This is a genomic window from Enterobacter cloacae complex sp. S3 (assembly GCF_014930495.1).
Lineage (GTDB): Bacteria > Pseudomonadota > Gammaproteobacteria > Enterobacterales > Enterobacteriaceae > Enterobacter > Enterobacter asburiae_B.
This window is the reverse complement of the sequence record NZ_JADBRD010000028.1, coordinates 33248-56819: the sequence shown is the minus strand read 5'-3', so window position 1 is coordinate 56819 and position 23572 is coordinate 33248. Positions and strand designations below refer to the sequence as shown.

The following is a 23572-nucleotide window of genomic DNA, read 5'->3' as shown; positions in this document are numbered from 1 at the left end:
TCCGTCATACGAGGAAAAATTCGCCAAAGCCCATCTTCTTCAGTCCCCGACGGTAGGCAATTGAGCTCTTATCGGCGGGAATATGGGCTTCCAGCGTCAGATCCAGCGGCAGACTTTCCGGGCGCTGGGTTTCCACCATCAGGCGATCCTCTTCAAAAATGCGCAGATTGAAGGCATGCACATCCTCCACCGGAATATGCAGGTCAAAGTTACGCGCGATAGGGGCGAACATGCGGGTGACGCGCGATGACACGGGCGACGCGGCGTTCATGATGACCAGTCGCGATTCTCCCGGAAAATGAATCGTCAGGGTGGCGGTAAACGGCAGATGCATTTCAAAATGGCGCAGCCACTGAAACCCTTCCGGCGCCTGCACGGGTGAACTGGCGGGATAGTTGCTCACGGAGCTCCAGTAATCGGCAACAAAACCGAACGGCGTCTCCTGCGGCTGATAGGTGGGGACCCGCTGATTATTGGGGTCGGCAAAGGTATCGGTGTGGATCCAGGCAAAGTGCGCCACGTCCAGAAACCCCTCTACCTGACGACCGGCAAAGCCGTTCACCTCAAACGCCGGGCAGTTGATCTGCTGAAATCCGTCGTCATCCCAGTGCGGCATGGTGGGCAGCGGTACAGGATTGTCCGGGTCAAACGCCAGGCAGGTCCAGATCAGGCCGAAGCGCTCTTCCACGGCGTAGTTAATCAGGTTCAGCTTCGCCGGAACGGGCTGGTCGGGGCTGGACGGAATACGGTTGCAGCGCCCGTCCTCCCCAAAGCGGAGGCCATGATAGGGGCAGATAATTCCGTGCTCGTCGTGAAAGCCGAGCGTCAGCGGCACGCCGCGGTGCGGGCAGACGTCACGGGCGACCACGACCTGGTCGTGGATCCGGTAAATCACCAGCTGTTCGTCCAGCAGGGTCGCCTTGACCGGTGCCGGGCCGACGTCGCAGGCGCGCGCGACCGGATGCCAGCATTTCGCCAGGCGCAGCCAGTCCTCGGGCTCAAACGTGCAGTGGGCGGGTGGAGTCGGTTCTCTTTTCATCGTTGTCCCTCTTACGTTCAGCCTAACGGGCCGCCCTGAATGGTCTCGCACAGACCGTTGATGATGCGCTCGCCGGTCTCCTCTTTGAGTTCCTGATACCAGGCCTGCGTCAACGCCATGTCTTTCCCGTGGGTGACGTCGCAGCGTTTACGCGCCTTCAGCACCAGGTCACGTACCCGGTCGCAGCGCAGCGCTTCGTACTGCCGAAGCGCCAGCGTGATGCTGTGGTTTTCACGCAGGCATTCTCCCAGCACCACGGCGTCTTCCATCGCCGCACAGCCGCCCTGGCCGATATCCGGCGTGGTGCTGTGCGCGGCATCGCCGAGCAGCGCGACGTTGCCGCGCACCAGGCTGTCGAACGGCTCAATATCGTGGATTTCAATGCGGTTGGTCGTTTCAGGATCCAGCGCCGCGATAAGCTTCTGCACCGGCGGCGCCCAGCCGCGGAAGTAGCCCGTGAGGTCGGCGCGCAGGGTGGTGCGATCCTCCGCCAGGCCCGCGGGCAGCGGTACGTCAAAAAAGAAGTAGAAACGTCCGCCGGAAACGGGCATCAGCGACACGCGTTTGCCTTCGCCAACGAAGGTGGTCCACTGGTGCGCCGGGGCGATCTCTTCGTCAATCTTCACCAGCCCGTTCCAGTTCACGTACCCGGCGTAGCGGCGCTCCGGGGTATAGCCCAGCACGTACGGGCGCACGGCGGAGTGGCTGCCGTCGGCGGCAATCAGAAAATCGCCGGCTGCCGTGGTGCCGTCGGTGAAGGTCACGCTCACGCCCGCGCCGTCTTCGCTTACGCGTTCGACGCGCTTGCCGAACTGCACCCTGTCGCGCCCCCAGAAGTCCAGCATTTCGCGCTGAAGCTCAGCGCGCGAGACGGGGCAGGGGCGCCCGCCGGTACGCTCAACCAGCGGGGCAAGGCTGAAGCGGGTCAGGGTGTCGCCGCGCCGGTAATCCTTGTAGGCCATAAAACGCATCGGCCCGCCGTACGTCTCGATGATGTCGCCCATGCCGAGGTGCTGCATGCATTTCACGCCGTTAGGCCAGATGGAGATGGCCGCCCCGACGGGCCGGATCTCTTTGACGGCTTCAAACACGGTACAGTCGATGCCCGCTTTCTTCAGCGCGACGGCGGCGCTCAGGCCGCCAATACCCGCACCAATGACGATTGCTCTCATGCTTCTCTCCTTTTGCAGGGTGTAAAGACATTCAGCAATTTGCGTACCAGGCTGCAGAGTGGTGAAAACGGCGTTGTTAGAGGTGAGTTTGCACTGCTAAGGTGCGCAAACGCGGTGAGCGTGCCTTTTTTTGAATCAAAAATTTCCAGTTGAGCTATACGGAATCGACTGTTTCACGCCCGCGCTCAGAGTGGCGTGGTTTGTGCAACAATCAGGAAGAAGACAATAAAGGAGACGCTATGATCGCACTGCACGACTTCAATCATCTTCCCCACGAAAAGGCGTTAGCGCTGATTCACCCCTGCGTGGCGCTCCCCGAGTGGGCCGATGCGCTGGCTCTAGGGCGGCCCTACGCCAGCCGGGACGAATTGTTCAGTACGGCAAACGCGCTGACGCAAAACTGGGACGAAGCGGCGCTGGCGCAGGCCCTGAGCGCCCATCCGCGCATCGGAGAAAAGCCCGCAGGTTCACAGGCGGAGGCGGCGCTGTCGCGCCAGGAGCAGGGCGCGGTGAATGAAGGCGATGCTGCCCTTGCCCGGGCGCTGCGTGAGGGCAATGCCCGCTACGAGGCCCGCTTCGGACGCGTGTTTCTGATCCGCGCGAAGGGCCGCAGCGGCGAGGAGATTTTACAGGCGCTGCACGCGCGGCTGGAGAACAGCGACGCGCAGGAAATCCGTGCCGCGCTGGAACAGCTGCGGGAAATTACGCTGCTACGGCTGGAAGGAGTTATTAGCGAATGAGCACACTCAGCACCCATATTCTTGATATCTCGACGGGCAAACCCGCACAGGGCGTGACGGTCCATCTCGAACGGGAGGGCGAAATAATGGCCTCGGGCGTGACCAACGTCCAGGGACGTATCGCCGCGTTCGTTCCCTCTCTGCCCGCAGGCCGCTATCGGCTGGTGGCGGAGATCGGAGCGTGGTTTAGCGAAACCGGTCGCGACACGCTATATCCCTGCGCGCAAATTGATTTTGTGACGGGAGAAGCGGCAGACGAGCATTTCCATCTGCCGTTTGTGATTGCGCCCGGCGGATGGTCAACCTACCGGGGAAGTTGACCATACCCGCTCGCCGTTGACCCAGGTCTCGCTGATGTTGCGCTCGTCGCCGAGGGTCATCAGCACAAAAAGCTGCTCGTAGATATCCTGACAGCGGCGATTGCGCAGGCGCTGCAGCGGCGTCACGTCAGGGTCGATCACCACGAAATCCGCCTCTTTGCCGGGCGCGAAGTTGCCAATCTTATCGTCGAGCCTGAGGGCGTGCGCGCCGCCCAGCGTGGCGTGGTAAAACGCCTCGCTGGCGCGCAGGCGGTAGCTCTGAAGCTGGCCGACCTTGTAGGCCTCCCCCAGGGTGCGCAGCATGCTGAAGGTGGTGCCCGCGCCGACGTCGGTGCCGATGCCCATCCGCACCCTGTGCTGCCAGCAGGCGGGCAGGCGAAACAGCCCGCTGCCGAGAAACAGGTTAGAGGTGGGGCAAAACGCCACCGCCGAACCGGTGTCATGCAGGCACTGCCACTCGCTGTGGTGAAGGTGAATCGCGTGGGCGAACACGCTGCGCTCGCCGGTCAGGCCGTAGTGGTGATACACGTCCAGATAGCGCTCGTGCTCCGGCCAGAGGTCGCTCACCCAGGCCACTTCGTTGGGGTTTTCGCTCAGGTGGGTCTGCATCCAGGTATCCGGGAACTCCTCTCTGAGCAGGCTGACCGCGGCGAGCAGCTCGGGGGATGAGGTCGGGGCAAAGCGCGGGGTAATGGCGTAGCCCAGCCGTCCCCGGTGGTGCCAGCGCTGGATCAGCGCACGCGTCTGCCGGTAGCTCTGCTTCGCGTCTTCGCTCAGGTAGTCCGGCGTGTGTCTGTCCATCATCACCTTTCCGGCGATTAGGCGCATGTTGAGGCGCAGGGCTTCGGTAAACAGCGCCTCGACCGATTCCGGATGCAGCGTGCAAAACACCAGCGCGGTGGTGGTGCCGTTGCTTACCAGCTGGTGAATGAAAAATTCGGCGATCTCTTTCGCGTAGGCTTCATCGGCAAACTGGCTCTCCACCGGGAAGGTGTAGGTGGTCAGCCACTCCAGCAGCTGCTCGCCAAAGGCACCGATCATCTCCGTTTGCGGATAATGGACGTGGGTATCGACAAAACCGGGCAGCAGTAGCTTACCGCGCAGGTCGGTGTAGCCCTTGTGGGGGTCAAGATACTGCTCGCCCTCCTGCCACGGCATGTGCGCCAGAATTTTTCCGTTCTGTATAAACAGCACCCCGTCCTCAAGGTAGCGCGCGTGCCGGGCAATCGCGTCTGCGCTATCGCAGACCTGGGCAATATCAAAAAATGCGCCGCGGATCGCTGTCTGGTAATCCATCATGGTTCCTGCCTTATTGTGTACATAACGGGGTGATAAGGCGCAGCAAGAACGGTGCCAGAATGAACGGGCCGCAGCTAAGCTGCGGCCGGAAGGAGGAAGTTACTCTTTTTGCGTTGCCACGCGTGAGCTGAACGACGTCGCGCCCGCCGTCTCGCGATCTTCCCGCGCCAGCCAGCGGTAGGTCACGCCGCCGAGGAAGACGCCGATAAACCAGCTGAAGTTCGCCACCTCATGCAGGGCCGGGATGAAGCTAATCACCAGGCCCACGGCAACGGACGGGATCAGCGCGCCAATGGCTTTCGGGTTGAAGCCGTTGCGGTACCAGTATTTGCCCTTTGGCGTGTCGTCGAACAGATCGTCAACCGACACCTTGCCGCGCTTAATCAGGTAGAAGTCGGCAATCAGAATGCCGAACAGCGGGCCGATGAACGCCCCGAGCACGTCCAGGGTGTAGTGGATAAGCTCCGGCGAGTTGAACAGGTTCCACGGGGTGAGCAGGATCGAGCCGACGGCGGCAATCATGCCCCCGGTGCGGAAGCTGATTTTCTGCGGCGAGCAGTTAGAGAAATCAAACGCCGGGGAGACGAAGTTCGCGACGATGTTGATCCCGATGGTGGCGGTGATCATCGTCAGCAGGCCAATCGCTACGGCCAGATCGTTGCCCACGCGGCTGACGGTTTCGATCGGGTCGGTGATCATGCGGCCAAACAGCGACTGGGTGCCGGAGACAATCACCACGGTGACGATGGAGAACAGCAGGAAGTTAAACGGCAGGCCCCAGCGGTTGCCGCGGCGGATCTCGCCCATGCTTTTGCCGTAGCGGGAGAAGTCGCCAAAGTTGAGCAGCGGGCCGGAGAAGTAAGACACCACCAGCGCGGTCGCGGTGATCATCTGCCAGGTCTGCTCCCCCGCGCTCAGGGATTTGCTGGCGAGAGTGAAGGAAATGCCGTCAAAACCGGTCTTGTATACAATCCAGCCTGCGAGGGCCAGCATCACCACGTAGACCGCCGGACCGGCGATATCAATAAAGCGCTTGATAGCGCTCATGCCGTGCCAGAAGACCATCGCCTGCAGCACCCACATGATGGCAAAGCAGATCCAGCCGAGATGCGACAGGCCCAGAAACGCGCCGGTAGTGAGCGAAGAGAGCGACGGCCAGAACTTGAGCGCCACCAGCATCAGGGCGTTGGCGGCCAGGTAGGTCTGAATGCCGTACCACGCGAAGGCGATCAGCCCGCGGATCACCGCCGGAATATTGGCCCCGAACACGCCAAACGCCTGACGGCTGATTACCGCGTAGGGCACGCCCGCCATCTGGCTCGGTTTGGCCACCAGGTTGGCGCACAGCTGCACGATGCAAATCCCCACCAGCAGGCACAGCAGCACCTGCCAGCTTGCCAGCCCGAGCGTAAAGAAGCTCGCGGCGACAACATAACCCCCCATGCTGTGAACGTCCGACATCCAGAACGAAAAGATGTTGTACCAGCTCCAGTTCTGGTCACGCGTCGGTGCCAGATCCTCATTGCAAAGACGTGGGCTGTAAACCGCACCGGAATCAGCGGCCGTACCCTGCTGCGCGTTTTGACTGTTTGGCATGAAACCTGCTCCTGTGAATGAAAACCCGTTAAGCGGGAGTGCAGACGGTGTTGCAGGATCCAGGCCAAAATAATAAATCTTGTATGCAATATTTTATTTTTATGTATACGATTCGATAACGAAGAGTAAAAGACGGAGTGGTGAATGAACAACATAAACGCCCTGCAGACCGCGCCAGACCTGCATGACAAAGACGAATCGATCTTTCAGGCGCTGATGACCGCGATTGTCGAACATCAGCTGCTGCCGGGGAGCAAACTGCCGGAGGAGGCGCTGGCCGAGGTCTTTGGCGTAAGCCGCACGGGCATCCGCAAGGTGCTTCAACGACTCGCGGCTGTGCAAATGGTCACCTTAACGCCCAAGCGTGGTGCACACGTTGCCAGCCCGACGGTGGAAGAGGCGCAGCATATCTTCCGCACCCGCGCGCTGCTGGAGGTCGCCAACCTGCCGGACGTGCTGGCCCGCTGCCAGCCGCCGCACCTTGCCGCGCTGGAGGCCATTATTCGTCAGGAGCAGCAGGCGCACGAGGCGTACGACGGCCCGGCGGCAATCCGCCACTCCGCCAATTTCCACATTCAGCTGCAGGCCATCTCCGGCAACCAGGTGCTGACGGAGATGGTGACTGGCCTGAGCCAGCGCTCCTCGCTGGTGATTGCCACCTGGGGCGCGCCGTGGCGTCAGGGGTGCCGCTGCAACGATCACGAACAGCTTGTGGATCTGCTGCGCCAGAAGGCGCTCCAGCCGCTAAGCGATGCCTTAATGCACCATTTTGAACACATCGTTGCCAGCCTTTGCTTCGAGCGGGCGGGCGAGTGCCTGCCCGATTTTGCCCGGCTGTTTGCCGGCCACAAGGAGTCGTAATGTCATCTGTCTGTATACAAGTGATCAACCCCAACACCAGCCTCGCGATGACGGAAACCATCGGCGCGGCGGCCCGCGCGGTGGCGGCGCCGGGAACGGAGATCCTCGCGGTCTGCCCCAGCGCGGGCGTGCCGTCTATAGAAGGCCACTTTGATGAGGCCATCGCCGCCGTGGGGGTTCTCGAACAGGTTAAGCTCGGCAGAGAGCAGGGCGTGGACGGTCACGTGATTGCCTGCTTTGGCGATCCGGGCCTGCTGGCGGCGCGCGAGCTGGCGCAGGGGCCGGTTATCGGCATTGCCGAAGCCGCCATGCATATGGCGACGCTGGTGGCGACGCGCTTTTCGGTGGTCACCACGCTGCCGCGCACGCTGATTATTGCCCGCCATCTGCTGCACCAGTATGGCTTTCACGATCGCTGCGCGGCGCTGCACGCTATCGATCTCCCGGTGCTGGCGCTGGAAGACGGCAGCGGTGTGGCGCAGGAGAAGGTGCGCGCGCGCTGTATACAGGCGCTGAAAGAGGATGGCTGCGGCGCCATCGTGCTGGGCTGCGGCGGCATGGCGACGCTGGCGCAGGAGCTGACGCGCGAGCTGCGCGTGCCGGTCATCGACGGCGTCAGCGCGGCGGTGAAGATGGTGGAATCGCTGGTGGCGCTGGGGCTGTCGACCAGCAAGCACGGGGATCTGGCGTTCCCGGAGAAAAAAGCGTTAAGCGGACATTTTCAGGCACTGAATCCATTTTAATTTTTGGGGGTGGCAATGGGGCTTTTTGAACAGGATTACCCGCGGGATCTGCGCGGCTACGCGGGCAACCCGCCGCACGCGCGGTGGCCGAATCAGGCGCGTATCGCCGTGCAGTTTGTGCTCAATTATGAGGAAGGGGCGGAAAACCACGTTCTGCACGGCGATGCCGGATCCGAGCAGTTCCTGTCGGACATTATCGGCGCGGCCAGCTACCCGGATAAACACATGTCGATGGACTCCCTCTACGAATACGGCAGCCGCGCCGGGTTCTGGCGGATCCACAGTGAATTTCAAAAGCGCGGCCTGCCGCTGACGGTCTTTGGCGTAGCGATGGCGCTGGCGCGTCATCCTGAGATCGTCGAGGCAATCAAGGCGGCGGATTATGACGTGGTGAGCCACGGCTGGCGCTGGATCCACTATCAGAGCATGAATATCAGCCAGGAGCGCGAACACCTGCACAAGGCGGTGCACGTGTTGACCGACCTGTTCGGCAAGCCGCCGACGGGCTGGTACACCGGGCGCGACAGCCCCAACACCCGCCAGCTGGTGGTGGAGCACGGCGGCTTCGACTATGACAGCGACTACTACGGCGACGATCTGCCCTTCTGGACGGAAGTGGCCTGCAGCGACGGCTCCCGTAAACCGCACCTGATCGTGCCGTATACGCTGGATGCGAACGACATGCGCTTCGCCACCGCGCAGGGGTTTAACACTGCCGAGCAGTTTTATACGTATCTGAAGGACAGTTTTGACGTGCTGTACGAAGAGGGGGAACGCGCGCCGAAGATGATGTCCATCGGCATGCACTGTCGCCTGCTGGGGCGGCCGGGGCGTTTTCGCGCGCTGCAGCGGTTCCTCGATTACGTGCAGCAGCACGAGCGGGTGTGGGTCTGTACCCGCCAGCAGATTGCCGACCACTGGCGGGATGTGCATCCGTTTAAGAAGTAAGTGTGCCGTGTTTAGCCGGGTGGCGGCTGCGCCTTACCCGGCCTACAGGACCCACAGGGCATACGGGACATCGTAGGCCCGTTAAGCGCAGCGCCACCGGGCAGGTTTTTCAGCGTTACACCATCAAACTCACCTGTGCCGCAACGATCCGCCACCCGTAGGCAAACCGCACCCACGTCTGCTGCTGGCGGCCAATGCGTTCCGTGCCCTCGCGGGTAAACTCGGTGCTGCACACCGCGTAATCCTCGCCGAAGGTGGTGATAACGGTGTGGCGCAGCGTCCGCTGCAGCCCGGCGGACGGGCGCGCCGCCCGAAAGGCGCGGATTTCATCAATCCCGTACAGGTTTTCACCCGCCCCCAGACGCACCGTGTTTTTGTCGTGCCAGAACAGCTCGTCCATCACCGCAACGTTGTTGCTGACCAGCGCGTCTTCATAGCGGTAAAACGCGGCGGTCACCTCGGCAACCACCCACGGCAGGTTAATGTCATCGTGATTCATCATGCGGCCACCTCCGCCGGACGGGCGTCGGCGATGCCGCTCTCTTCCAGCACGCGCGCGGCGCGCAGGCAGGCCTGCTCGTTAAACGGCGCGGCAATCAGCTGCAGGCCAATCGGCGCACCCTGCGCGGTACGCAGCGGAACGGTGGTCACGGGCAGGCCCAGAAATGAAATCGGCTGGGTCAGCATCCCCATGCTGGCGCGGATGGGGAGCGGCTGACCGTTAATCTCCATGGTCTGCTCACCCGCGAGCGTCGCGCTGCGCGGCGTTGCCGGAGCGATCAGCACGTCGGCCTGCGCGAACAGGGTTTTAAACGCCTGTCGGGCGTGCGCGCGAAACCGCTGGGCCTGAATGTACCAGGCGGAGGGGATCATCGCGCCTGCCAGCAGGCGTTCCCGGGAGTGCGGCTCAAAACGCTCGGGCTCGCGGCGAAGCGCGGGCAGGTACTGGTTTCCCCCTTCGGAGGCGCTGATGATAAACGCCGCGGAGCGCGCCAGCTCGGCGTCCGGGAACTGCAGCTCATCCCGCACGTCGAGCGCCTTCGCCACCCGCGCCACGGCGTCTCTGGCATCCGCATCGCACCAGGTGGCGAAGTAGCCGCCGAGCACCGCGCAGCGCAGGCCGTCAAGCCCGCGATCGAGCAGGGGGCGCGTCTGCTCGCGCGAGCTCTCTGCCTGAAAAGCGTCGCTGCTGTCCCGCCCCTGCAGCGCATCGTAGACGGACGCCAGGTCGCACACGCGGCGGGCAAAGGGGCCGATATGATCGAGGCTCGCGACAAACGGATGGCTGCCGGATCGCGACAGGCGTCCAAAGGTGGGCTTCAGGCCGTAGATGCCGCACAGGGAGGCCGGAACGCGAATCGAGCCGTTGGTGTCGGTGCCGAGCGAAAAGTGCACCAGCCCGGCGGCCACGGCGGCGGCCGAGCCCCCGGACGAGCCGCCCGCAATGCGCGCCAGATCGTGCGGGTTACGCGTCGTGCCGTAGTGGCTGTTTTCGGTCGTGAAGCCGTAGGCGTAGGCGTCCATATTCACCATCCCGGTCAGCAGCCCGCCCGCGCTGCGCAGCTGGCGCACCGCGAAGCTGTCAGCGGCCGCGGCGGGGCGCTGGCTGAACAGCTCTGCCCCGGCAAGGGTGGTGTGGCCGGCAACGTCGAACAGGTTTTTTACCGCGTAGGGCACGCCCGCCAGCGGGGGCAGGGGGCGCTTTTCGCGGCGCAGGGTATCGATGCTCTCGGCCTCGGCGAGCATGCGCGCTTCCGTCACGGCGGTCCAGGCGCCGATCTGCGGGTTAACGCGCGCAATCGCCTCCAGCGTCTGGCGGGCAATCTCGCGAGCGCTCAGCTCGCCCGCGCCCAGCGCATGCTGGATCGCGCTGATACTCATCTCGTGTAGCCTCATGCTTTGTACACTCCTGCGATCTCCAGACGGTCGTCGAGCGGCAGCGCCATCAGCGGGGCGGCCATGTTTGCTATGCGGCTGAACTGCACCTGCAGCTCGGCGCGGCGGGCATCGTCCAGCGTTACGCCGAGCACGGACTCCATTTGCGCCAGATACGCCTGCCAGTCGGGTTGTTGTGTCGTCATAGTTTTCTCCTCAGAATCCGGCGGCCGCGCCGTTGCTGCGCGGGTCAAATGCCCCTTCGAACAGCCCGTTGGGGTGGCGGACAATCGCGCCCGCGTGGCCCATCGCTTCGCTGAAGTCAGGGAACATTTCCACCTCGTGCCCGAGTGCCTGAAGCCGTGAGACTGTCTCAGCGGTAAAGCGTCCTTCCAGCTTTAACGTGTCCGAGGTTTGTCCCCAGGTGCGCCCCAGCAGCCAGCGCGGGCGGGAAATGCTCTCCTGTAAAGGCACGCCCTGAATCGCGTAGCGGGTAAAAAGCGCGGCCTGGGTTTGCGGCTGTCCGTCACCGCCCATCGATCCGTAGACCATCACGCGCCCGTCCTTAAGACGCGCCGCCGCCGGGTTCAGGGTATGGAAGGGCTGCTTGCCCGGCGCGAGGGCCAGAAGATGATTGGGATCGAGGCTGAACGATGCGCCCCGGTTCTGCCAGACGATGCCGGTGTCGGGCAGCACCACGCCGCTGCCGAACTCGTGATAGATACTCTGGATAAACGACACGGCAAGCCCGCTGTTATCCATCACTCCCATCCACACCGTATCGCCCGGGCCTTTTCCGGTGCCCCACGGCGCGGCGCGGCCGTCGTCAACCCTGTCGGCAAGCGCCTGCAGGGCGGCGGGATCCAGCAGACCCTGAATATCGGTTTTCAGCTCGCGCGGGTCGGTAATGTGGGCATCGCGCAGGCCAAAGGCCAGCTTGGTGGCTTCAACGATGCGGTGAATGGTGTCGGCGTCGTCGGCCTCGGCCATGTTCAGGCGGTCGGTGATGCCGAGTATCGCCAGCGAGACCAGCCCCTGCGTCGGCGGGGTGTGGTTAAAGATCACCCCCTGCTGATGCTGCAGCCTCAGCGGCGCGGTGCGCCGGGCAGCGTGCGCGTTAAGATCGGCCAGCGTCACGGGCAGGCCCAGCGTCTCCATGCCGTGCGCCAGCACGTCCGCCAGCGGGCCGCGGTAAAAGCTGTCCAGACCGTCTTCCACCAGGCGCGTCAACGTCGTGGCCATGGCGGGCTGGTAAAAGCGGCTCCCGACCTGCGGCGGCTTACCGTCCACCAGCCAGGTTTCCGCAAAGCCTGGCACGTCCTTCAGCTCGTCGAATTTGCTGGCCGTGGCATGGGCCTGAGAGGCCGTAACCGGCGTGCCGTTTTGCGCATAGTCAATGGCGTCGGCCAGCAGGCGGGCCAGCGGCAGCGCCTTGCCGGTCAACTCGCGCGAGACCTTCAGCGCCTCGTCCCAGCCGCTCACCGTGCCGGCGACGGTCAGCGCCGCGCGGGGGCCGCGATGGGGGATATGCGCCAGACCGTCGTAGGCGTCGAGCGTCGCGCGCGATCCCGCCGCGCCGCTGGCATCAATGGCGACAGGTTCGCCTTCCGGCGGCACGATAAGCCAGAAGCCATCGCCGCCCAGCCCGTTCATGTGCGGATAAACCACGGCAACGGTGGCCGCCGCGGCGACCATCGCCTCTATCGCGCTGCCGCCTTCGCGCAGTACCGCCAGCGCGCTCTGGCTGGCAAGATGGTGGGGCGCAACGGCCATGCCGTGCGTGGAGACATTACTTTGCATAGAGAGTCCTCGTAACCCTGAAAGTCACAAGGCGCTGCAAAAGCTGTTCCAGTTCTGAAAGAAAAGTTTCAGTAAACTGGCACGTATAATGAATACGCATAATAAAAGGTACAATGTGATGAAACAAAAGTTACAGAGGCGCTATGGAACAACTGGATGAACGTCTGAAAGCACAGTACCCGTCGCTGTCGCCGCAGGAGCAGCGGGTGGCGGACTTTATTTTCGATCATTTTGACGATCTCATTAGCTACAACAGCGCCGAGCTGGCGCAGCTGAGCGGGGTGTCGAAAGCCACGGTTAGCCGTCTGTTTAAGCGTCTGGGCTATGAGAAATATAAGGACATGCGCGACGAGCTGCGCACCCTGCGCCAGAGCGGGATGCCGCTCACCGATAACCGCGACGCGGTGCAGGGCAATACGCTGCTGGCGCGCCACTATAAGCAGGAGATGGCGAACCTGACCCAGTGGGTCAACGCCCTCGACGCGCAGCAGTTTGCCGACGCGATGGCCTGCATGGTGAAGGCGCGGCGCATCGTCATTATCGGCATGCGTAACGCCTATCCGGCGGCGCTGCACCTGCGCCAGCAGCTGCTGCAGGCGCGCGGTCAGGTGCTGGTCCTGCCGCAGCCGGGGCAGAGCCTGAGCGAGGAGCTGGTGGATTTAACGCCGGACGATCTGGTGGTCATGATGGCCTTTCGCCGCCGCCCGCGCATCATCCGCCCGCTGATGCAGCAGCTTCAGAGCAGCGGTATTCCGGTGCTGCTGATGTGCGAGCCGCAGGCGCACAGCCTGTTTCCGCTGGCGAGCTGGCAGCTCTGCGCCCCGCTGGACAGCGTCTCGGCCTATGACAGCTACTCCTCGGTCAACAGCCTGATTAACCTGCTGGCAAACGCCTTCCTGCATGACAGTCTCGATAAAGGCCGTCCGCGCATTCACGAGATTGCCTCCCTTTACCAGCAGCTGGACGAACTCGAACAGCGATAATGGGGCATCAGGCTGGTGCTTTGCATTGAAATGGTGCATCTGACGGGTCGGGAAAACATACGTTTTTTCGACCCGTCCGCGTTTTATCAGGCTTCGCAAGAATATTTTCCGCTTCGCCCTGGTTGGCACATTAGTTGCAAAATCACATTCAAAGAATCTTTTGTTTCATGTTAACGTTACGGGGAAGCACCATGAAAAAATTGTTGATTGCACTGGCCGGGGCCGCATGCCTCTTTACACAGCTGCCGGCAAAGGCTGACCAGCTTCAGGATATTGAGAAGCGCGGCACTATTCGCATTGCCGTTCCGCAGGACTTCCCGCCGTTTGGCTCGGTGGGGACCGATCTGCAGCCGCAGGGCTATGACATCGACATGGCGCGCTATCTGGCCAAACAGATGAAGCTCAAGCTGCAGCTGGTGCCGGTGACCAGCGCCAACCGCGTGCCGTACCTGCAAACCGATAAGGTGGATCTGGTCATTTCCAGCCTCGGTAAAAATCCCGAGCGCGAGAAGGTGATCGACTTTAGCCGCGCCTACGCTCCGTTCTTCCTCGGCGTGTTTGGTCCGAAAGGGGCCGAGCTGAAAGACGCCGCTGCGCTGAGCGGAAAAACCATCGGCGTGACGCGCGGGGCGGTGGAGGACATGGTGCTGACCGGCCTGGCGCCGAAAGACGCGGACGTGAAGCGCTACGAAGATAACAACACCACGCTCTCCGCCTACCTCTCCGGACAGGTGCAGTACGTGGCGACCGGCAACCTGGTGGTGGCGGCCATTTCGCGCCAGAACGCGGATAAAGCTCCGGTACCGAGCTTTATGCTGAAAGATTCGCCGTGCTTTATTGGCCTGAAGAAAAACGAACCGGCCCTGAAGGCAAAAGTGGACGCGCTGATTGAGCAGGGTATCAAGGACGGCACGCTGAACGGCCTGTCCGAGCAGTGGCTGAAGGCTCCGCTGCCGGCCAACCTTGGCGCCTGAGCCGATGACGGAGCAACTTGATTTCTCCGCGCTCTGGCCGCACTGGCCGGAGCTGCTGGCGGGGCTGTGGGTCACTATTCAGCTGACGGTGATGGCGACCGTCGGCGGCCTGGCGATAGGGATTTTCGGGGCGGCGATCCGCAGCGCGCGCCCAACGTGGTACAGCCGGATCTGGGGCGCGTACGTGGAGATCATCCGCAACACGCCGTTTGTGGTGCAGCTGTTTTTCATCGTCTTCGGCCTGCCGAATCTTGGGCTGAAGATGACGGCGGGGGAAGCGGCGCTGCTGGCCATGGTGGTGAACCTGGGCGCCTACAGCACCGAGATTATCCGCGCGGGCATTCAGGTCACGCCGAAAGGGCAGTGGGAGGCCGGACGCGTGCTGGGGCTGACCCGCCTGCAGACCTTTATTCGCGTGGTGCTGCCGCCCGCGCTGCAGCGCATTTACCCGGCGCTGGTGAGCCAGTGCATTATCGTGATGCTCGGCTCGTCGGTGGTGTCGCAGGTCTCGTATGAAGAGCTGACCTTCGCCGCCAACCTGATCCAGTCCAGAACGTTTCTGAGCTTTGAGGTTTATCTGGTGACAACCGGGATTTACTTAGCGCTGTCGATTACCCTGCGCCAGCTGATGATGGCGGCGGGACGCAAATGGCTGGGGGTGCAGGCATGATGACCACCTTTACCGACTGGGACATTATTCGCAACCTGCTGCTGGCCGGACGCTGGACGGTGCTGCTGTCGCTGGTGGCGTTTGTCGGCGGGGCGGCGGTGACGCTGCCGCTCCTGCTGCTGCGCCTGACGGGCGGGCGCACGGTCAGGCGCATCATCCGCGGCTATATTGAGCTGTTTCAGGGCACGCCGCTGCTGATGCAGCTGTTCCTGGCCTTCTTCGGCGTGGCGCTGTTCGGCATCGACGTCTCGCCGTGGACCGCCGCCTCGCTGGCGCTCACCTTCTACACCAGCGCGTTTCTGCTCGACATCTGGTTTGGCAGTATTCGCGCCTTGCCAAAAGGGCAGTGGGAAGCGTCGCGCTGTCTGGGGCTGACCTTCGGCCAGACCCTGTTTCGCGTCGTCGCCCCGCAGGCGCTGCGCATCGGTATCGCCCCGACGGTCGGCTTTGCCGTGCAGGTGATCAAGGGCACCGCTCTGGCGTCGATTATCGGTTTTATCGAGCTGACCAAGGCCGGGACCATGCTGACCAACGTGACGTATCAGCCGTTTAAGGTTTTTGCGCTGGTGGCGCTCGGCTACTTTATTCTGTGTTATCCGCTGTCGCGCTACAGCCGCTATCTGGAGACGAAATTCAATGCCTCTCATCACCATTAATCAGGTGCAGAAGTACTACGGCGATAACCACGTGCTCAAGGGCGTCGATCTGGATATCGACATGGGCCAGGTGATCTCCATTATCGGGCGCAGCGGATCGGGCAAAAGCACGCTGCTGCGCTGCATCAACGGCCTGGAAGGCTATCAGGACGGCAGCATCAAGCTGGGCGGCATGACCATTACCGACCGGGATTCTCAGGCGCGCGAAATCAGCCGCTCGGTCGGGATGGTGTTCCAGAGCTTCAACCTGTTCCCGCACATGACTGCGTTGGAAAACGTGATGCTCGCCCCGCGTCGGGTGCTGAAGAAAAGCGCCGCCGAATGCCGCGAGCTGGCGCAGCAGATGCTGGAGAAAGTGGGCTTAGGCGATCGTCTGGATTACTACCCGTCGAGCCTCTCCGGCGGCCAGCAGCAGCGCGTGGCGATTGCCCGCGCGCTGGCGATGTCGCCGAAAGTTTTACTCTGCGACGAGATCACCTCCGCGCTCGACCCGGAGCTGGTGGGCGAAGTGCTCAAGGTGCTGGAGCAGCTGGCGGCCGAGGGGATGACGCTCATACTGGTTACCCATGAAATGAATTTTGCCCGCGAAGTGGGCGACCGCGTGGTGTTTATGCACCAGGGGAAAGTCTGGGAGCAGGGCGACAGCAAAACGCTGTTCGCCAACCCGCAGACCACGGAACTGAAGCAGTTCATCTCCTCCGTGCGCGGCCTCAACTGATAAGGACTTAACAATGGATATCGCACGCTTTCCGCAAATCAACCCGCCCCAGCGCCTGCTGATGGGGCCGGGCCCGATCAACGCCGACCCGCGCGTGCTGCGCGCCATGTCGAGCCAGCTGATCGGCCAGTACGATCCGGCCATGACCCACTACATGAACGAGGTGATGGCGCTCTATCGCGGGGTGTTCCGCACCGAGAACCGCTGGACGATGCTGGTGGACGGCACCTCCCGCGCGGGAATTGAAGCCATTCTGGTCTCCGCCATCCGCCCGGGAGATAAGGTGCTGGTGCCGGTCTTTGGCCGCTTTGGTCATCTGCTGTGCGAAATTGCCCGCCGCTGCCGCGCGGAAGTACATACCATCGAGGTGCCGTGGGGCGAGGTGTTTACCCCCGACCAGGTGGAGGATGCGATTAAGCGTGTTCGTCCGCGCCTGCTGCTGACGGTGCAGGGCGACACCTCCACCACCATGCTGCAGCCGCTCGCCGAGCTCGGCGCGATCTGCCGCCGCTACGACGTGCTGTTTTATACCGACGCCACCGCGTCGCTCGGCGGCAACGCGCTGGAGACCGACGCCTGGGGGCTGGACGCCGTCTCGGCCGGGATGCAGAAGTGCCTCGGCGGCCCGTCGGGCACCTCGCCGATCACCCTGAGCGCGCGCATGGAGGAGGCGATCCGCCGCCGCAAATGCGTTGAGGAGGGCATTCGCACCGACGCCCACCGCGACGGCGACGAGGAGATGATCTACTCCAACTATTTCGATCTCGGCATGGTGATGGACTACTGGGGGCCGGAGCGCCTTAACCACCATACCGAAGCCACCACCGCGCTGTTTGGCGCCCGCGAGTGCGCGCGTCTGATCCTGCAGGAAGGGCTGGATAACGGCATTGCGCGCCACAGGCTGCACGGCGATGCGCTGCTGAAAGGCATTCAGGCGATGGGGCTGGAGACCTTCGGCGACCTGAAGCACAAGATGAACAACGTGCTGGGCGTGGTTATCCCGCAGGGCGTCAACGGCGACCAGGTGCGTAAGCTGATGCTGGAGGATTTCGGGATTGAAATCGGCACCTCGTTTGGCCCGCTGCACGGCAAAGTGTGGCGCATTGGCACCATGGGCTACAACGCGCGCAAGGACTGCGTGATGACCACCCTGAGCGCGCTGGAGTCGGTGCTGAACTACCTGAAATTCAACACCACGCAGGGTGCCGCCATGCAGGCCGCGTGGGACCACTATCGCCGCGAGACGCCGCAATGAGCCCGGCGGCAGAACGGGTGATGGCCCGCGCCGACGCGCTGGCCGCCATCAGCGAAACCCCGGATGCGCTGACGAGGGTTTATCTCTCCACCCAGCATCTGCAGGCCAACCAGCTGGTGGGGCAGTGGATGAGCCAGGCGGGAATGACCGTCTGGCAGGACAGCGTGGGCAACATCTGTGGACGCTATGAGGGCGCGCAGGAAGGGGCGCAGGCGGTGCTGCTCGGCTCGCATCTCGATACCGTGCGCAACGCCGGGCGCTACGACGGCATGCTCGGGGTGCTCACCGCCATTGAGGTGGTGGACAGCCTGCACCAGCAGGGGGTGCATCTGGCCCAGGCCATCGAGATTGTCGGCTTTTGCGACGAAGAGGGAACCCGCTTCGGCATTACGCTGTTAGGCAGCCGGGGGCTGACGGGTACCTGGCCGCAGTGCTGGCTGGAAAAAGCCGACGCCAGCGGAATCAGCGTGGCGCAGGCGATGACCCTGATGGGGCTCGATCCTGCCCGCGTGCTGCATGCCGCGCGCCGTCAGGAGGATTTCAGCGCCTATCTGGAGCTGCATATTGAGCAGGGGCCGTGCCTTGAGCAGGAGGCGCTCGCCCTTGGCGTGGTGGAGGCCATTAACGGCGCGCGCCGTCTGAACTGCCGCTTCACCGGCGAGGCCGGGCATGCGGGAACCGTGCCGATGCTCCACCGCAGGGACGCGCTGGCCGCCGCCGCCGAGTGGATGGTTATCATTGAAAACGCTACCCGACAGCAGGGCGGCAACCTGGTGGCGACGGTTGGCGAGCTGCGCTGTCTGCCGGGGGCGGTGAACGTGATCCCCGGCGAGGTTCAGCTCTCGCTGGATATTCGCGGGCCGCAGGATGCGCCGCTTGATCGGTTGCTTAACGACCTGCTGGAACATGCCCAGGCGATCGCATCGCGCCGCGGTCTGGACTTCAGCGCCGAGGAGTTTTACCGCATTGCCGCCACGCCGTGCGATATCCACCTGCAAAAGGTGCTGGGGGAGGCCGTCACTTCGGTACAGAGGCGCTCGCTATCGCTGCCCAGCGGTGCGGGCCACGATGCGATTGCCATCGCGGAACGCTGGCCGGTCGGCATGCTGTTTGTGCGCTGCAAAGGGGGCGTCAGCCACCATCCGGCGGAATCGGTGATGGCTGAGGATGTCGCCCTCGCGATTGAGGCGTTTGGGCGGGCGGTAAGAACGCTTGGTGCGATCTGAGTATTGCCCGGCGGCGCTACGCTTGCACGGGCCTACGGGATGGGTAGGCCGGGTAAGCGCAGCGCCACCCGGCAGGGAACTACGTTACTCCAGCCCCAGCGTATATTGCGCAATCTTAAAGTAGATAATCAGCCCGGTGCCGTCGATAAGCGTCGCGATAAACGGCGCGGAGACGACCGCCGGGTCAATGCCGCAGCGCTTGAGCACCATCGGGATCACGGACGACACAATCGCACTCCAGAGCGTAATGCACACCAGCGTCAGGCTGACGATAAGCGTAATTTCCAGCCCAATCCCCATCATCCAGGCGCGAATGCACCCGGCGATACCGAGCGTGGCGGCAATCATCAGCGAGGTGGTCATCTCTTTACGCAGCACGCGGCCAACGTCGCGCAGGCGGACTTCCCCCAGCGCCATGGCGCGCACCAGCGTGGAGGTGATCTGCGTCCCGCTGTTCCCGCCCGTGCCGATCAGCAGCGGTATAAAGAACGCCAGCGCGATGGCGGACTCCAGCGCCTCTTCAAAATGCTGGATCACCGAGCTGGTGTAGGCCTCCGCGACAAACAGCAGCAGCAGCCAGACGGAGCGTTTCTTCCACAGGCTATACGGGCTGGTGTCCAGATAGGGCTTCTCCAGCGGCAGCGTCGCCCCCTGAAGCTGGGCGTCTTCGGTGACGTCATCTTCCAGCAGATGGGCGATTTCGCGCTCGGTCAGGCAGCCGACGAGCTTGCCGTGGGTGACCACGGGCACCACATCCGCGCCGCCGTGCGCCAGCAGTCCGGCGACATCGGCACGTTCATCCTCCGGTTTGACCTGCAAAAACTGCGAAATCATCAGCGATTTCACCGGCTGTACCGTGTCGGCGGTCTGCAGCAATTTACGTACGGCAATCATGCCCGCCAGGCGGCCATTGTCTTCAATAAAAATATGAGACGGAATATCGTCGTCTTTTAATTTTTCGAAGAATTGCTCGCGCGCCAGCGCCACGCATAATGAAATATCGAGGACAATAAAATCGGTATTCATATATTGCGCGATCGCGCTGTCATTGAATGCCAGATTCTGGTTGTGAATAGCGTAAGACATAGTGAATTCCCTTTGAATAATAACATCTCTCAGGGGCGAGCAAGACAGGGCATGTCGAAGAGGAGATCCCCACGTCCTGGGTTCAGCACTGTACACCGTATCCCACGAGGGAAGTTATACTGACAAAGCCTTGATTCGACAGTGCCTGTTTTACCCTGTGCCGGTTCTCTCGAACCTACCAGAGCGATAACGTGTATTTGTACAGGAGCCTCGCCATAACGAGATCGTTGTAAAACGTGAGGAATAATACGCTTATTTAAATTTACCGCTCAGGAAATTAAATAATGTTTAAGAACGGTTTAGATGATTTTTATTAATAAAATGTTGAGGGTTTATTTAAGTTAATTCATTTCTAATGGAGGATTAAATAATCAACGGAGGAGAGGATAATGGCGTGGTTTGATAATCTGCTGAATCATTTTGCGCTGTATCCGGCACATCTTTTCGCGCTGTTATTTGTGATGGCGCTGAGTAAATCGACGGTGCTAGTCTCCTCCGTGCTGCCGCCCGCCTCGGTGATGCTGCTGGCGGGCATTACCGTCAGCCAGGCGAGCATGCATCCTGCGCTGGCATGGCTGGCCGTGGTGCTAGGGGCAACGGCGGGTTCGGGGCTGAACTACCATATCGGTCAGCTGATGGGGCACACGCGATGGATGACCCGCTTCACGGCGAAGCACGCCGGTAAAATGCTGCGGGTGCAGCATCAGCTGCAGAAAAACGGGGTGCTGGTCCTGTTCACCGCGCGTTTTCTGGCGGTGCTGCGCTACATCGTGCCGCTGGCGGCGGGAATGCTCAGGCTGAATGCAGTCAAGGTCTACGCCGTCAGCCTGCTTTCCGCCTGCGCATGGGCGGCGCTGTATGTCGGCATCGTCACCGGCATCAGCGCCTTTTGAGTTACAAACTCCCCATTCCGCCGTCGACCAGCAGCTCCGTTCCCACCGTGTAGCTCGACTCGTCGGACGCCAGATAGAGCGCGGCTTTTGCCAGCTCCGTCGTCGAGCCCATTCTGCCGAGCGGCACCAGCTTGATGATCTCCGCCATCATCGCGTTAAGCGCCTCGTCGCTTAAGCCCGTTTTGGTAAACGCCGGGGTCTCCACCGGACCGGGGCTCAGGCCGTTGACGCGGATCCCGCGCGGCAGCAGCTCCGCCGACAGCGTGCGCGCCAGCGACAGCAGGGCGGCCTTGCTCGCGGCATACACGCTGCTGGTCGGCAGGCCGATACGCGCGCTCACGGAGCCGCAGAGGATCACCGACGACGGGTTATTCAGCAGCGGCAGCAGCGCCTGAATTAAAAAGAACGGCCCCTTCAGGTTGATGCCCATCAGGCGGTCCCAGGCCTCCTCCTGCCAGGCTTCCAGCGGCGCGTGCGTCACGTCACCAGCGTTGAGAAACACCGCGTCCAGGCGTGGCCAGCGGGCGGCGAGGGTTTCCGCCAGCGCTTTTTGCGAGGCGATATCTCCCGCATCGGTCGGGATCACCCAGGCCTTATCACCAAGAATACGTTCTGCTTCGGCGAGGGTGTCCGGGTTGCGTCCGGTCACGGCGACGCGCGCGCCTTCGGCGATAAACGCCTGCGCGGTGGCAAGACCGATGCCGCTGGTGCCGCCGGTAATCAGCGTATATTTATCTGTTAAACGACCCATGTTCTTCTCCTGAAATGTCTCTGGAGAAAGCACTATAGAAACGTTAGTATCGAAAGGAAACCAGGTACCAAATGGATACTAAAGAGGCAAGAGGTGTGCTATGGCAGAAATGCTGGAGGTGTGCTGTGAAAAAAAAACTGAGGCGTATACCTGCCCGATGACGCAGTTTGTGAACCTGATTTCCGGTAAATGGGCGATCCCCATTCTGTACCGTCTGATTGTGTTCAACACGCCCGTACGCTTTGGCGATCTGCTGCGGGCCGCTGCCCCCATCACGCAGAAAGAGCTGACCAAGCAGCTGCGCCTGTTTGAGCAGCGCGGGCTGGTGACGCGGACGGTCTACCCGGAGATCCCGCCGCGCGTGGAGTATCAGATCACCGCGCTGGGGTTAACCCTGCAGGACGCACTCTCCCCGCTGGCCGCCTGGATGAGCGAGTACGGCGACCAGCTTGAGCGTTAGGCTACTGTTTTGCGTAGCGCGGTGCCGGAATGCCGGTGCGCGCGCTGTTGAACAGCTCAAGACGCGCCGCTTCGTAGCGATCCCACAGGCCGGCGTCATGCATCGGCGGGATGGTGATCGGTTCACCCTGATCCAGACCCGCCAGCGATGCATCCACCATATCGTCGGTGGTCATCACCGATCCTTCCGGCAGATCGTTTACCGTGACGCCCGAATGGCTCCAGATTTCCGTCGCCGTGGCGGCGGGCAGCACGGCCTGAATGCGCACGCTGCTGTCGGCAAATTCTTCCTGTAACCCACGGGTAAAGCTCAACACCCACGCCTTGGTGGCGCTGTAGAGCGCGCTGCCCGCCCGGACGTGCAGGGCCAGCACGGATGCGATGTTGATCAGCGTGCCGCGATTGTTCTGCGCCAGGCGGGGCAGGATGGCGTAGGTCAGACGCATCAGCGCCGTGGTGTTCAGGGTGTTAATGGCCTGATGCTGCGCCACATCGCCCGCGAGGAACGGCGCCATCTGCGCGGTGCCCGCGTTGTTAATGAGCGTATCAATGGCGGTATTGCTGCGCAGCGCCTCTTCCACGGCGCGGATCCCGGCTTCATCGGTAAGATCGGCCACCAGAATATCGACGGCCACGCCGTAGCGCGCGCGAAGGTCGGCGGCAAGGGTGTTCAGGCGATCTTCGCGACGGGCGACCAGCACCAGGTTAGCGCCGCGCGCGGCAAGGCGATCGGCATAAACAGCACCAATTCCGGAAGAGGCGCCCGTAATCAGGGCGGTGGTGATTTGCGTAGTCATCGTGTGTTACCTCAGGGCAAAGTGGGTTATTTGGTTTCAAGATGAAACTGAATAAACTCTCTGTCATTTGGTTTTATAATGCAACTATATTTGCGAGCATTTTGTGCTGTTGCCGTCGGGAACGATCAGGATGGGAGTTTTGCCACGATCTCTTCAGGCGTCAGTTCGCGGCCATCGTCGGCGATAAGCGCCAGTTTGCGCAGGGGTTTGCGCTGTTCGGTATCGACCAGCACGGTGCCGCATTCGTTATCCGCAAACAAAAATTCATTGCCCCACTGGGAGAGGGCAACCAGCACCGTTTGCAGGGCACGCCCTTTATCGGTCAGGACATACTCCTGCCAGGCGCTGCCGTCGGACGCGGGCTGAAGCCGGAGGATGCCTTCGTCGACCAGCAGTTTCAGCCGCGTGGTCAGCATGTTTTTCGCGATGCCGAGGCTTTTCTGGAACTCGCCGAAGCGCTTAATCCCGCGCAGCGCGTCGCGAACAATCAGCAGCGACCACCAGTCGCCGATGATATCCAGCGAACGGGCGACGGGGCAGGTGCTCTCTTCGAGGCGGGTACGTTTCACGGTCAATTCTCCGGTGGGGTGTGGTTTTATTATAAAACTTATTGGTGCACACCGTAAGCACGTTAATCATCAGTTTGAGAAATGCTTCCCGGAAAATTGTCACGAATCTGTCACACTGAACGCGACATTTTAAAACGAGTGA

General features: G+C 62.1%; 25 protein-coding genes, 1 pseudogene and 1 riboswitch. Of the genes and pseudogenes, 14 read left to right on the top strand and 12 right to left on the bottom strand.

Annotation, left to right across the window (positions count from 1 at the left end):
• Nucleotides 1-4 precede the first annotated feature (4 nt).
• Nucleotides 5-1039, bottom strand: a complete 1035-nt coding sequence (gene hpxD / locus IM317_RS16140) for a molybdenum cofactor-independent xanthine hydroxylase subunit HpxD (protein ID WP_033145139.1) — start codon at nt 1037-1039, stop codon at nt 5-7.
• Nucleotides 1040-1056: 17 nt separating this feature from the next.
• Nucleotides 1057-2211: an FAD-dependent urate hydroxylase HpxO gene (gene hpxO, locus IM317_RS16135; protein ID WP_033145140.1), complete on the bottom strand. Its 1155-nt coding sequence runs from the start codon at nt 2209-2211 to the stop codon at nt 1057-1059.
• A gap of 239 nt (nt 2212-2450) precedes the next feature.
• On the opposite strand from hpxO, the gene uraD reads away from it, so the two are divergent.
• Both uraD and uraH read left to right on the top strand, forming a co-directional pair.
• Entirely contained in the window at nt 2451-2951 is a 501-nt protein-coding gene (uraD, locus tag IM317_RS16130) for a 2-oxo-4-hydroxy-4-carboxy-5-ureidoimidazoline decarboxylase (RefSeq protein ID WP_033145141.1), read from the top strand.
• Nucleotides 2948-3271, top strand: a complete 324-nt coding sequence (gene uraH, locus IM317_RS16125) for a hydroxyisourate hydrolase (RefSeq protein ID WP_033145142.1) — start codon at nt 2948-2950, stop codon at nt 3269-3271. The genes uraD and uraH overlap by 4 nt, the downstream gene beginning before the upstream one ends.
• Here uraH and guaD read toward each other — a convergent pair.
• Both guaD and IM317_RS16115 read right to left on the bottom strand, forming a co-directional pair.
• Nucleotides 3251-4570, bottom strand: coding sequence for a guanine deaminase (gene guaD / locus IM317_RS16120; RefSeq protein WP_033145143.1), 1320 nt, complete (start codon nt 4568-4570; stop codon nt 3251-3253). The genes uraH and guaD overlap by 21 nt on opposite strands.
• A gap of 99 nt (nt 4571-4669) precedes the next feature.
• Nucleotides 4670-6166, bottom strand: coding sequence for an NCS1 family nucleobase:cation symporter-1 (locus IM317_RS16115; RefSeq protein WP_029741848.1), 1497 nt, complete (start codon nt 6164-6166; stop codon nt 4670-4672).
• 144 nt (nt 6167-6310) lie between these two features.
• Between IM317_RS16115 and IM317_RS16110 the strand changes: the two genes are divergently transcribed.
• From IM317_RS16110 to puuE, 3 genes and pseudogenes are all read left to right on the top strand, one after another.
• The gene (locus IM317_RS16110; protein ID WP_010429412.1) at nt 6311-7027 is read left to right on the top strand and encodes a GntR family transcriptional regulator; all 717 of its coding nucleotides are present in this window, start codon (nt 6311-6313) and stop codon (nt 7025-7027) included.
• A pseudogene (hpxA, locus tag IM317_RS16105) lies at nt 7027-7901 on the top strand (allantoin racemase). The gene IM317_RS16110 and the pseudogene hpxA overlap by 1 nt, the downstream one beginning before the upstream one ends.
• On the top strand, nt 7819-8718 hold the full coding sequence (gene puuE / locus IM317_RS16100) for an allantoinase PuuE (protein ID WP_223998190.1): 900 nt from the start codon (nt 7819-7821) through the stop codon (nt 8716-8718). Before hpxA ends, puuE begins: the two are co-directional and overlap by 83 nt.
• 115 nt (nt 8719-8833) lie before the next feature.
• Here the strand turns inward: puuE and hpxZ are convergent, their stop codons facing one another.
• The 4 genes from hpxZ to hpxW are packed head-to-tail and all read right to left on the bottom strand — an operon-like array spanning nt 8834 to nt 12393.
• Entirely contained in the window at nt 8834-9220 is a 387-nt protein-coding gene (gene hpxZ / locus IM317_RS16095) for an oxalurate catabolism protein HpxZ (RefSeq protein WP_033145146.1), read from the bottom strand.
• A complete protein-coding gene (locus IM317_RS16090; RefSeq protein WP_033145147.1) occupies nt 9217-10614 on the bottom strand; it encodes an AtzE family amidohydrolase in 1398 nt (465 codons plus the stop codon). Before IM317_RS16090 ends, hpxZ begins: the two co-directional genes overlap by 4 nt.
• Nucleotides 10611-10799, bottom strand: coding sequence for an oxalurate catabolism protein HpxX (gene hpxX / locus IM317_RS16085; RefSeq protein ID WP_033145148.1), 189 nt, complete (start codon nt 10797-10799; stop codon nt 10611-10613). The genes IM317_RS16090 and hpxX overlap by 4 nt, the downstream gene beginning before the upstream one ends.
• A 10-nt stretch (nt 10800-10809) precedes the next feature.
• The gene (gene hpxW / locus IM317_RS16080) at nt 10810-12393 is read right to left on the bottom strand and encodes an oxamate amidohydrolase (protein WP_033145149.1); all 1584 of its coding nucleotides are present in this window, start codon (nt 12391-12393) and stop codon (nt 10810-10812) included.
• A gap of 143 nt (nt 12394-12536) precedes the next feature.
• Between hpxW and hpxU the strand changes: the two genes are divergently transcribed.
• From hpxU to hpxK, 7 genes are all read left to right on the top strand, one after another.
• On the top strand, nt 12537-13376 hold the full coding sequence (hpxU, locus tag IM317_RS16075; protein WP_033145150.1) for a MurR/RpiR family transcriptional regulator HpxU: 840 nt from the start codon (nt 12537-12539) through the stop codon (nt 13374-13376).
• 191 nt (nt 13377-13567) lie between these two features.
• The gene (locus tag IM317_RS16070; RefSeq protein WP_023311064.1) at nt 13568-14350 is read left to right on the top strand and encodes a transporter substrate-binding domain-containing protein; all 783 of its coding nucleotides are present in this window, start codon (nt 13568-13570) and stop codon (nt 14348-14350) included.
• 4 nt (nt 14351-14354) lie between these two features.
• Nucleotides 14355-15020, top strand: coding sequence for an amino acid ABC transporter permease (locus tag IM317_RS16065; protein ID WP_033145151.1), 666 nt, complete (start codon nt 14355-14357; stop codon nt 15018-15020).
• Nucleotides 15020-15676, top strand: a complete 657-nt coding sequence (locus tag IM317_RS16060) for an amino acid ABC transporter permease (RefSeq protein WP_071884868.1) — start codon at nt 15020-15022, stop codon at nt 15674-15676. Before IM317_RS16065 ends, IM317_RS16060 begins: the two co-directional genes overlap by 1 nt.
• Nucleotides 15657-16394 carry an amino acid ABC transporter ATP-binding protein gene (locus IM317_RS16055; RefSeq protein ID WP_032638731.1) on the top strand — a complete coding sequence of 246 codons (738 nt, stop codon included), beginning with the start codon at nt 15657-15659 and terminating at the stop codon, nt 16392-16394. Before IM317_RS16060 ends, IM317_RS16055 begins: the two co-directional genes overlap by 20 nt.
• Nucleotides 16395-16407: 13 nt before the next feature.
• Nucleotides 16408-17649: an alanine--glyoxylate aminotransferase family protein gene (locus IM317_RS16050; protein ID WP_033145153.1), complete on the top strand. Its 1242-nt coding sequence runs from the start codon at nt 16408-16410 to the stop codon at nt 17647-17649.
• Nucleotides 17646-18875, top strand: a complete 1230-nt coding sequence (gene hpxK, locus IM317_RS16045; protein WP_033145154.1) for an allantoate amidohydrolase — start codon at nt 17646-17648, stop codon at nt 18873-18875. The genes IM317_RS16050 and hpxK overlap by 4 nt, the downstream gene beginning before the upstream one ends.
• An 84-nt stretch (nt 18876-18959) precedes the next feature.
• On the opposite strand, the gene IM317_RS16040 is transcribed toward hpxK, so the two are convergent.
• Complete coding sequence (locus IM317_RS16040; protein WP_029741838.1) at nt 18960-19961, bottom strand: magnesium transporter; 1002 nt, start codon at nt 19959-19961, stop codon at nt 18960-18962.
• A gap of 60 nt (nt 19962-20021) precedes the next feature.
• Nucleotides 20022-20191, bottom strand: a riboswitch (M-box (ykoK) riboswitch).
• Between the two features lie 159 nt (nt 20192-20350).
• Here IM317_RS16040 and IM317_RS16035 point away from each other — a divergent pair.
• Nucleotides 20351-20854 (top strand): DedA family protein, encoded by a 504-nt coding sequence (locus IM317_RS16035; RefSeq protein WP_033145155.1) that lies wholly within the window; start codon nt 20351-20353, stop codon nt 20852-20854.
• A 1-nt stretch (nt 20855) separates the two neighbouring features.
• Here IM317_RS16035 and IM317_RS16030 read toward each other — a convergent pair whose 3' ends face one another.
• Complete coding sequence (locus IM317_RS16030) at nt 20856-21605, bottom strand: SDR family oxidoreductase (protein WP_033145156.1); 750 nt, start codon at nt 21603-21605, stop codon at nt 20856-20858.
• A 100-nt stretch (nt 21606-21705) separates the two neighbouring features.
• On the opposite strand from IM317_RS16030, the gene IM317_RS16025 reads away from it, so the two are divergent.
• The gene (locus tag IM317_RS16025) at nt 21706-22065 is read left to right on the top strand and encodes a helix-turn-helix domain-containing protein (protein WP_033145157.1); all 360 of its coding nucleotides are present in this window, start codon (nt 21706-21708) and stop codon (nt 22063-22065) included.
• A gap of 1 nt (nt 22066) precedes the next feature.
• Here IM317_RS16025 and IM317_RS16020 read toward each other — a convergent pair whose 3' ends face one another.
• Nucleotides 22067-22861, bottom strand: a complete 795-nt coding sequence (locus IM317_RS16020; RefSeq protein ID WP_033145158.1) for an SDR family oxidoreductase — start codon at nt 22859-22861, stop codon at nt 22067-22069.
• Between the two features lie 125 nt (nt 22862-22986).
• The gene (locus IM317_RS16015; RefSeq protein ID WP_032658095.1) at nt 22987-23430 is read right to left on the bottom strand and encodes a helix-turn-helix domain-containing protein; all 444 of its coding nucleotides are present in this window, start codon (nt 23428-23430) and stop codon (nt 22987-22989) included.
• Between the last annotated feature and the right edge of the window lie 142 nt (nt 23431-23572).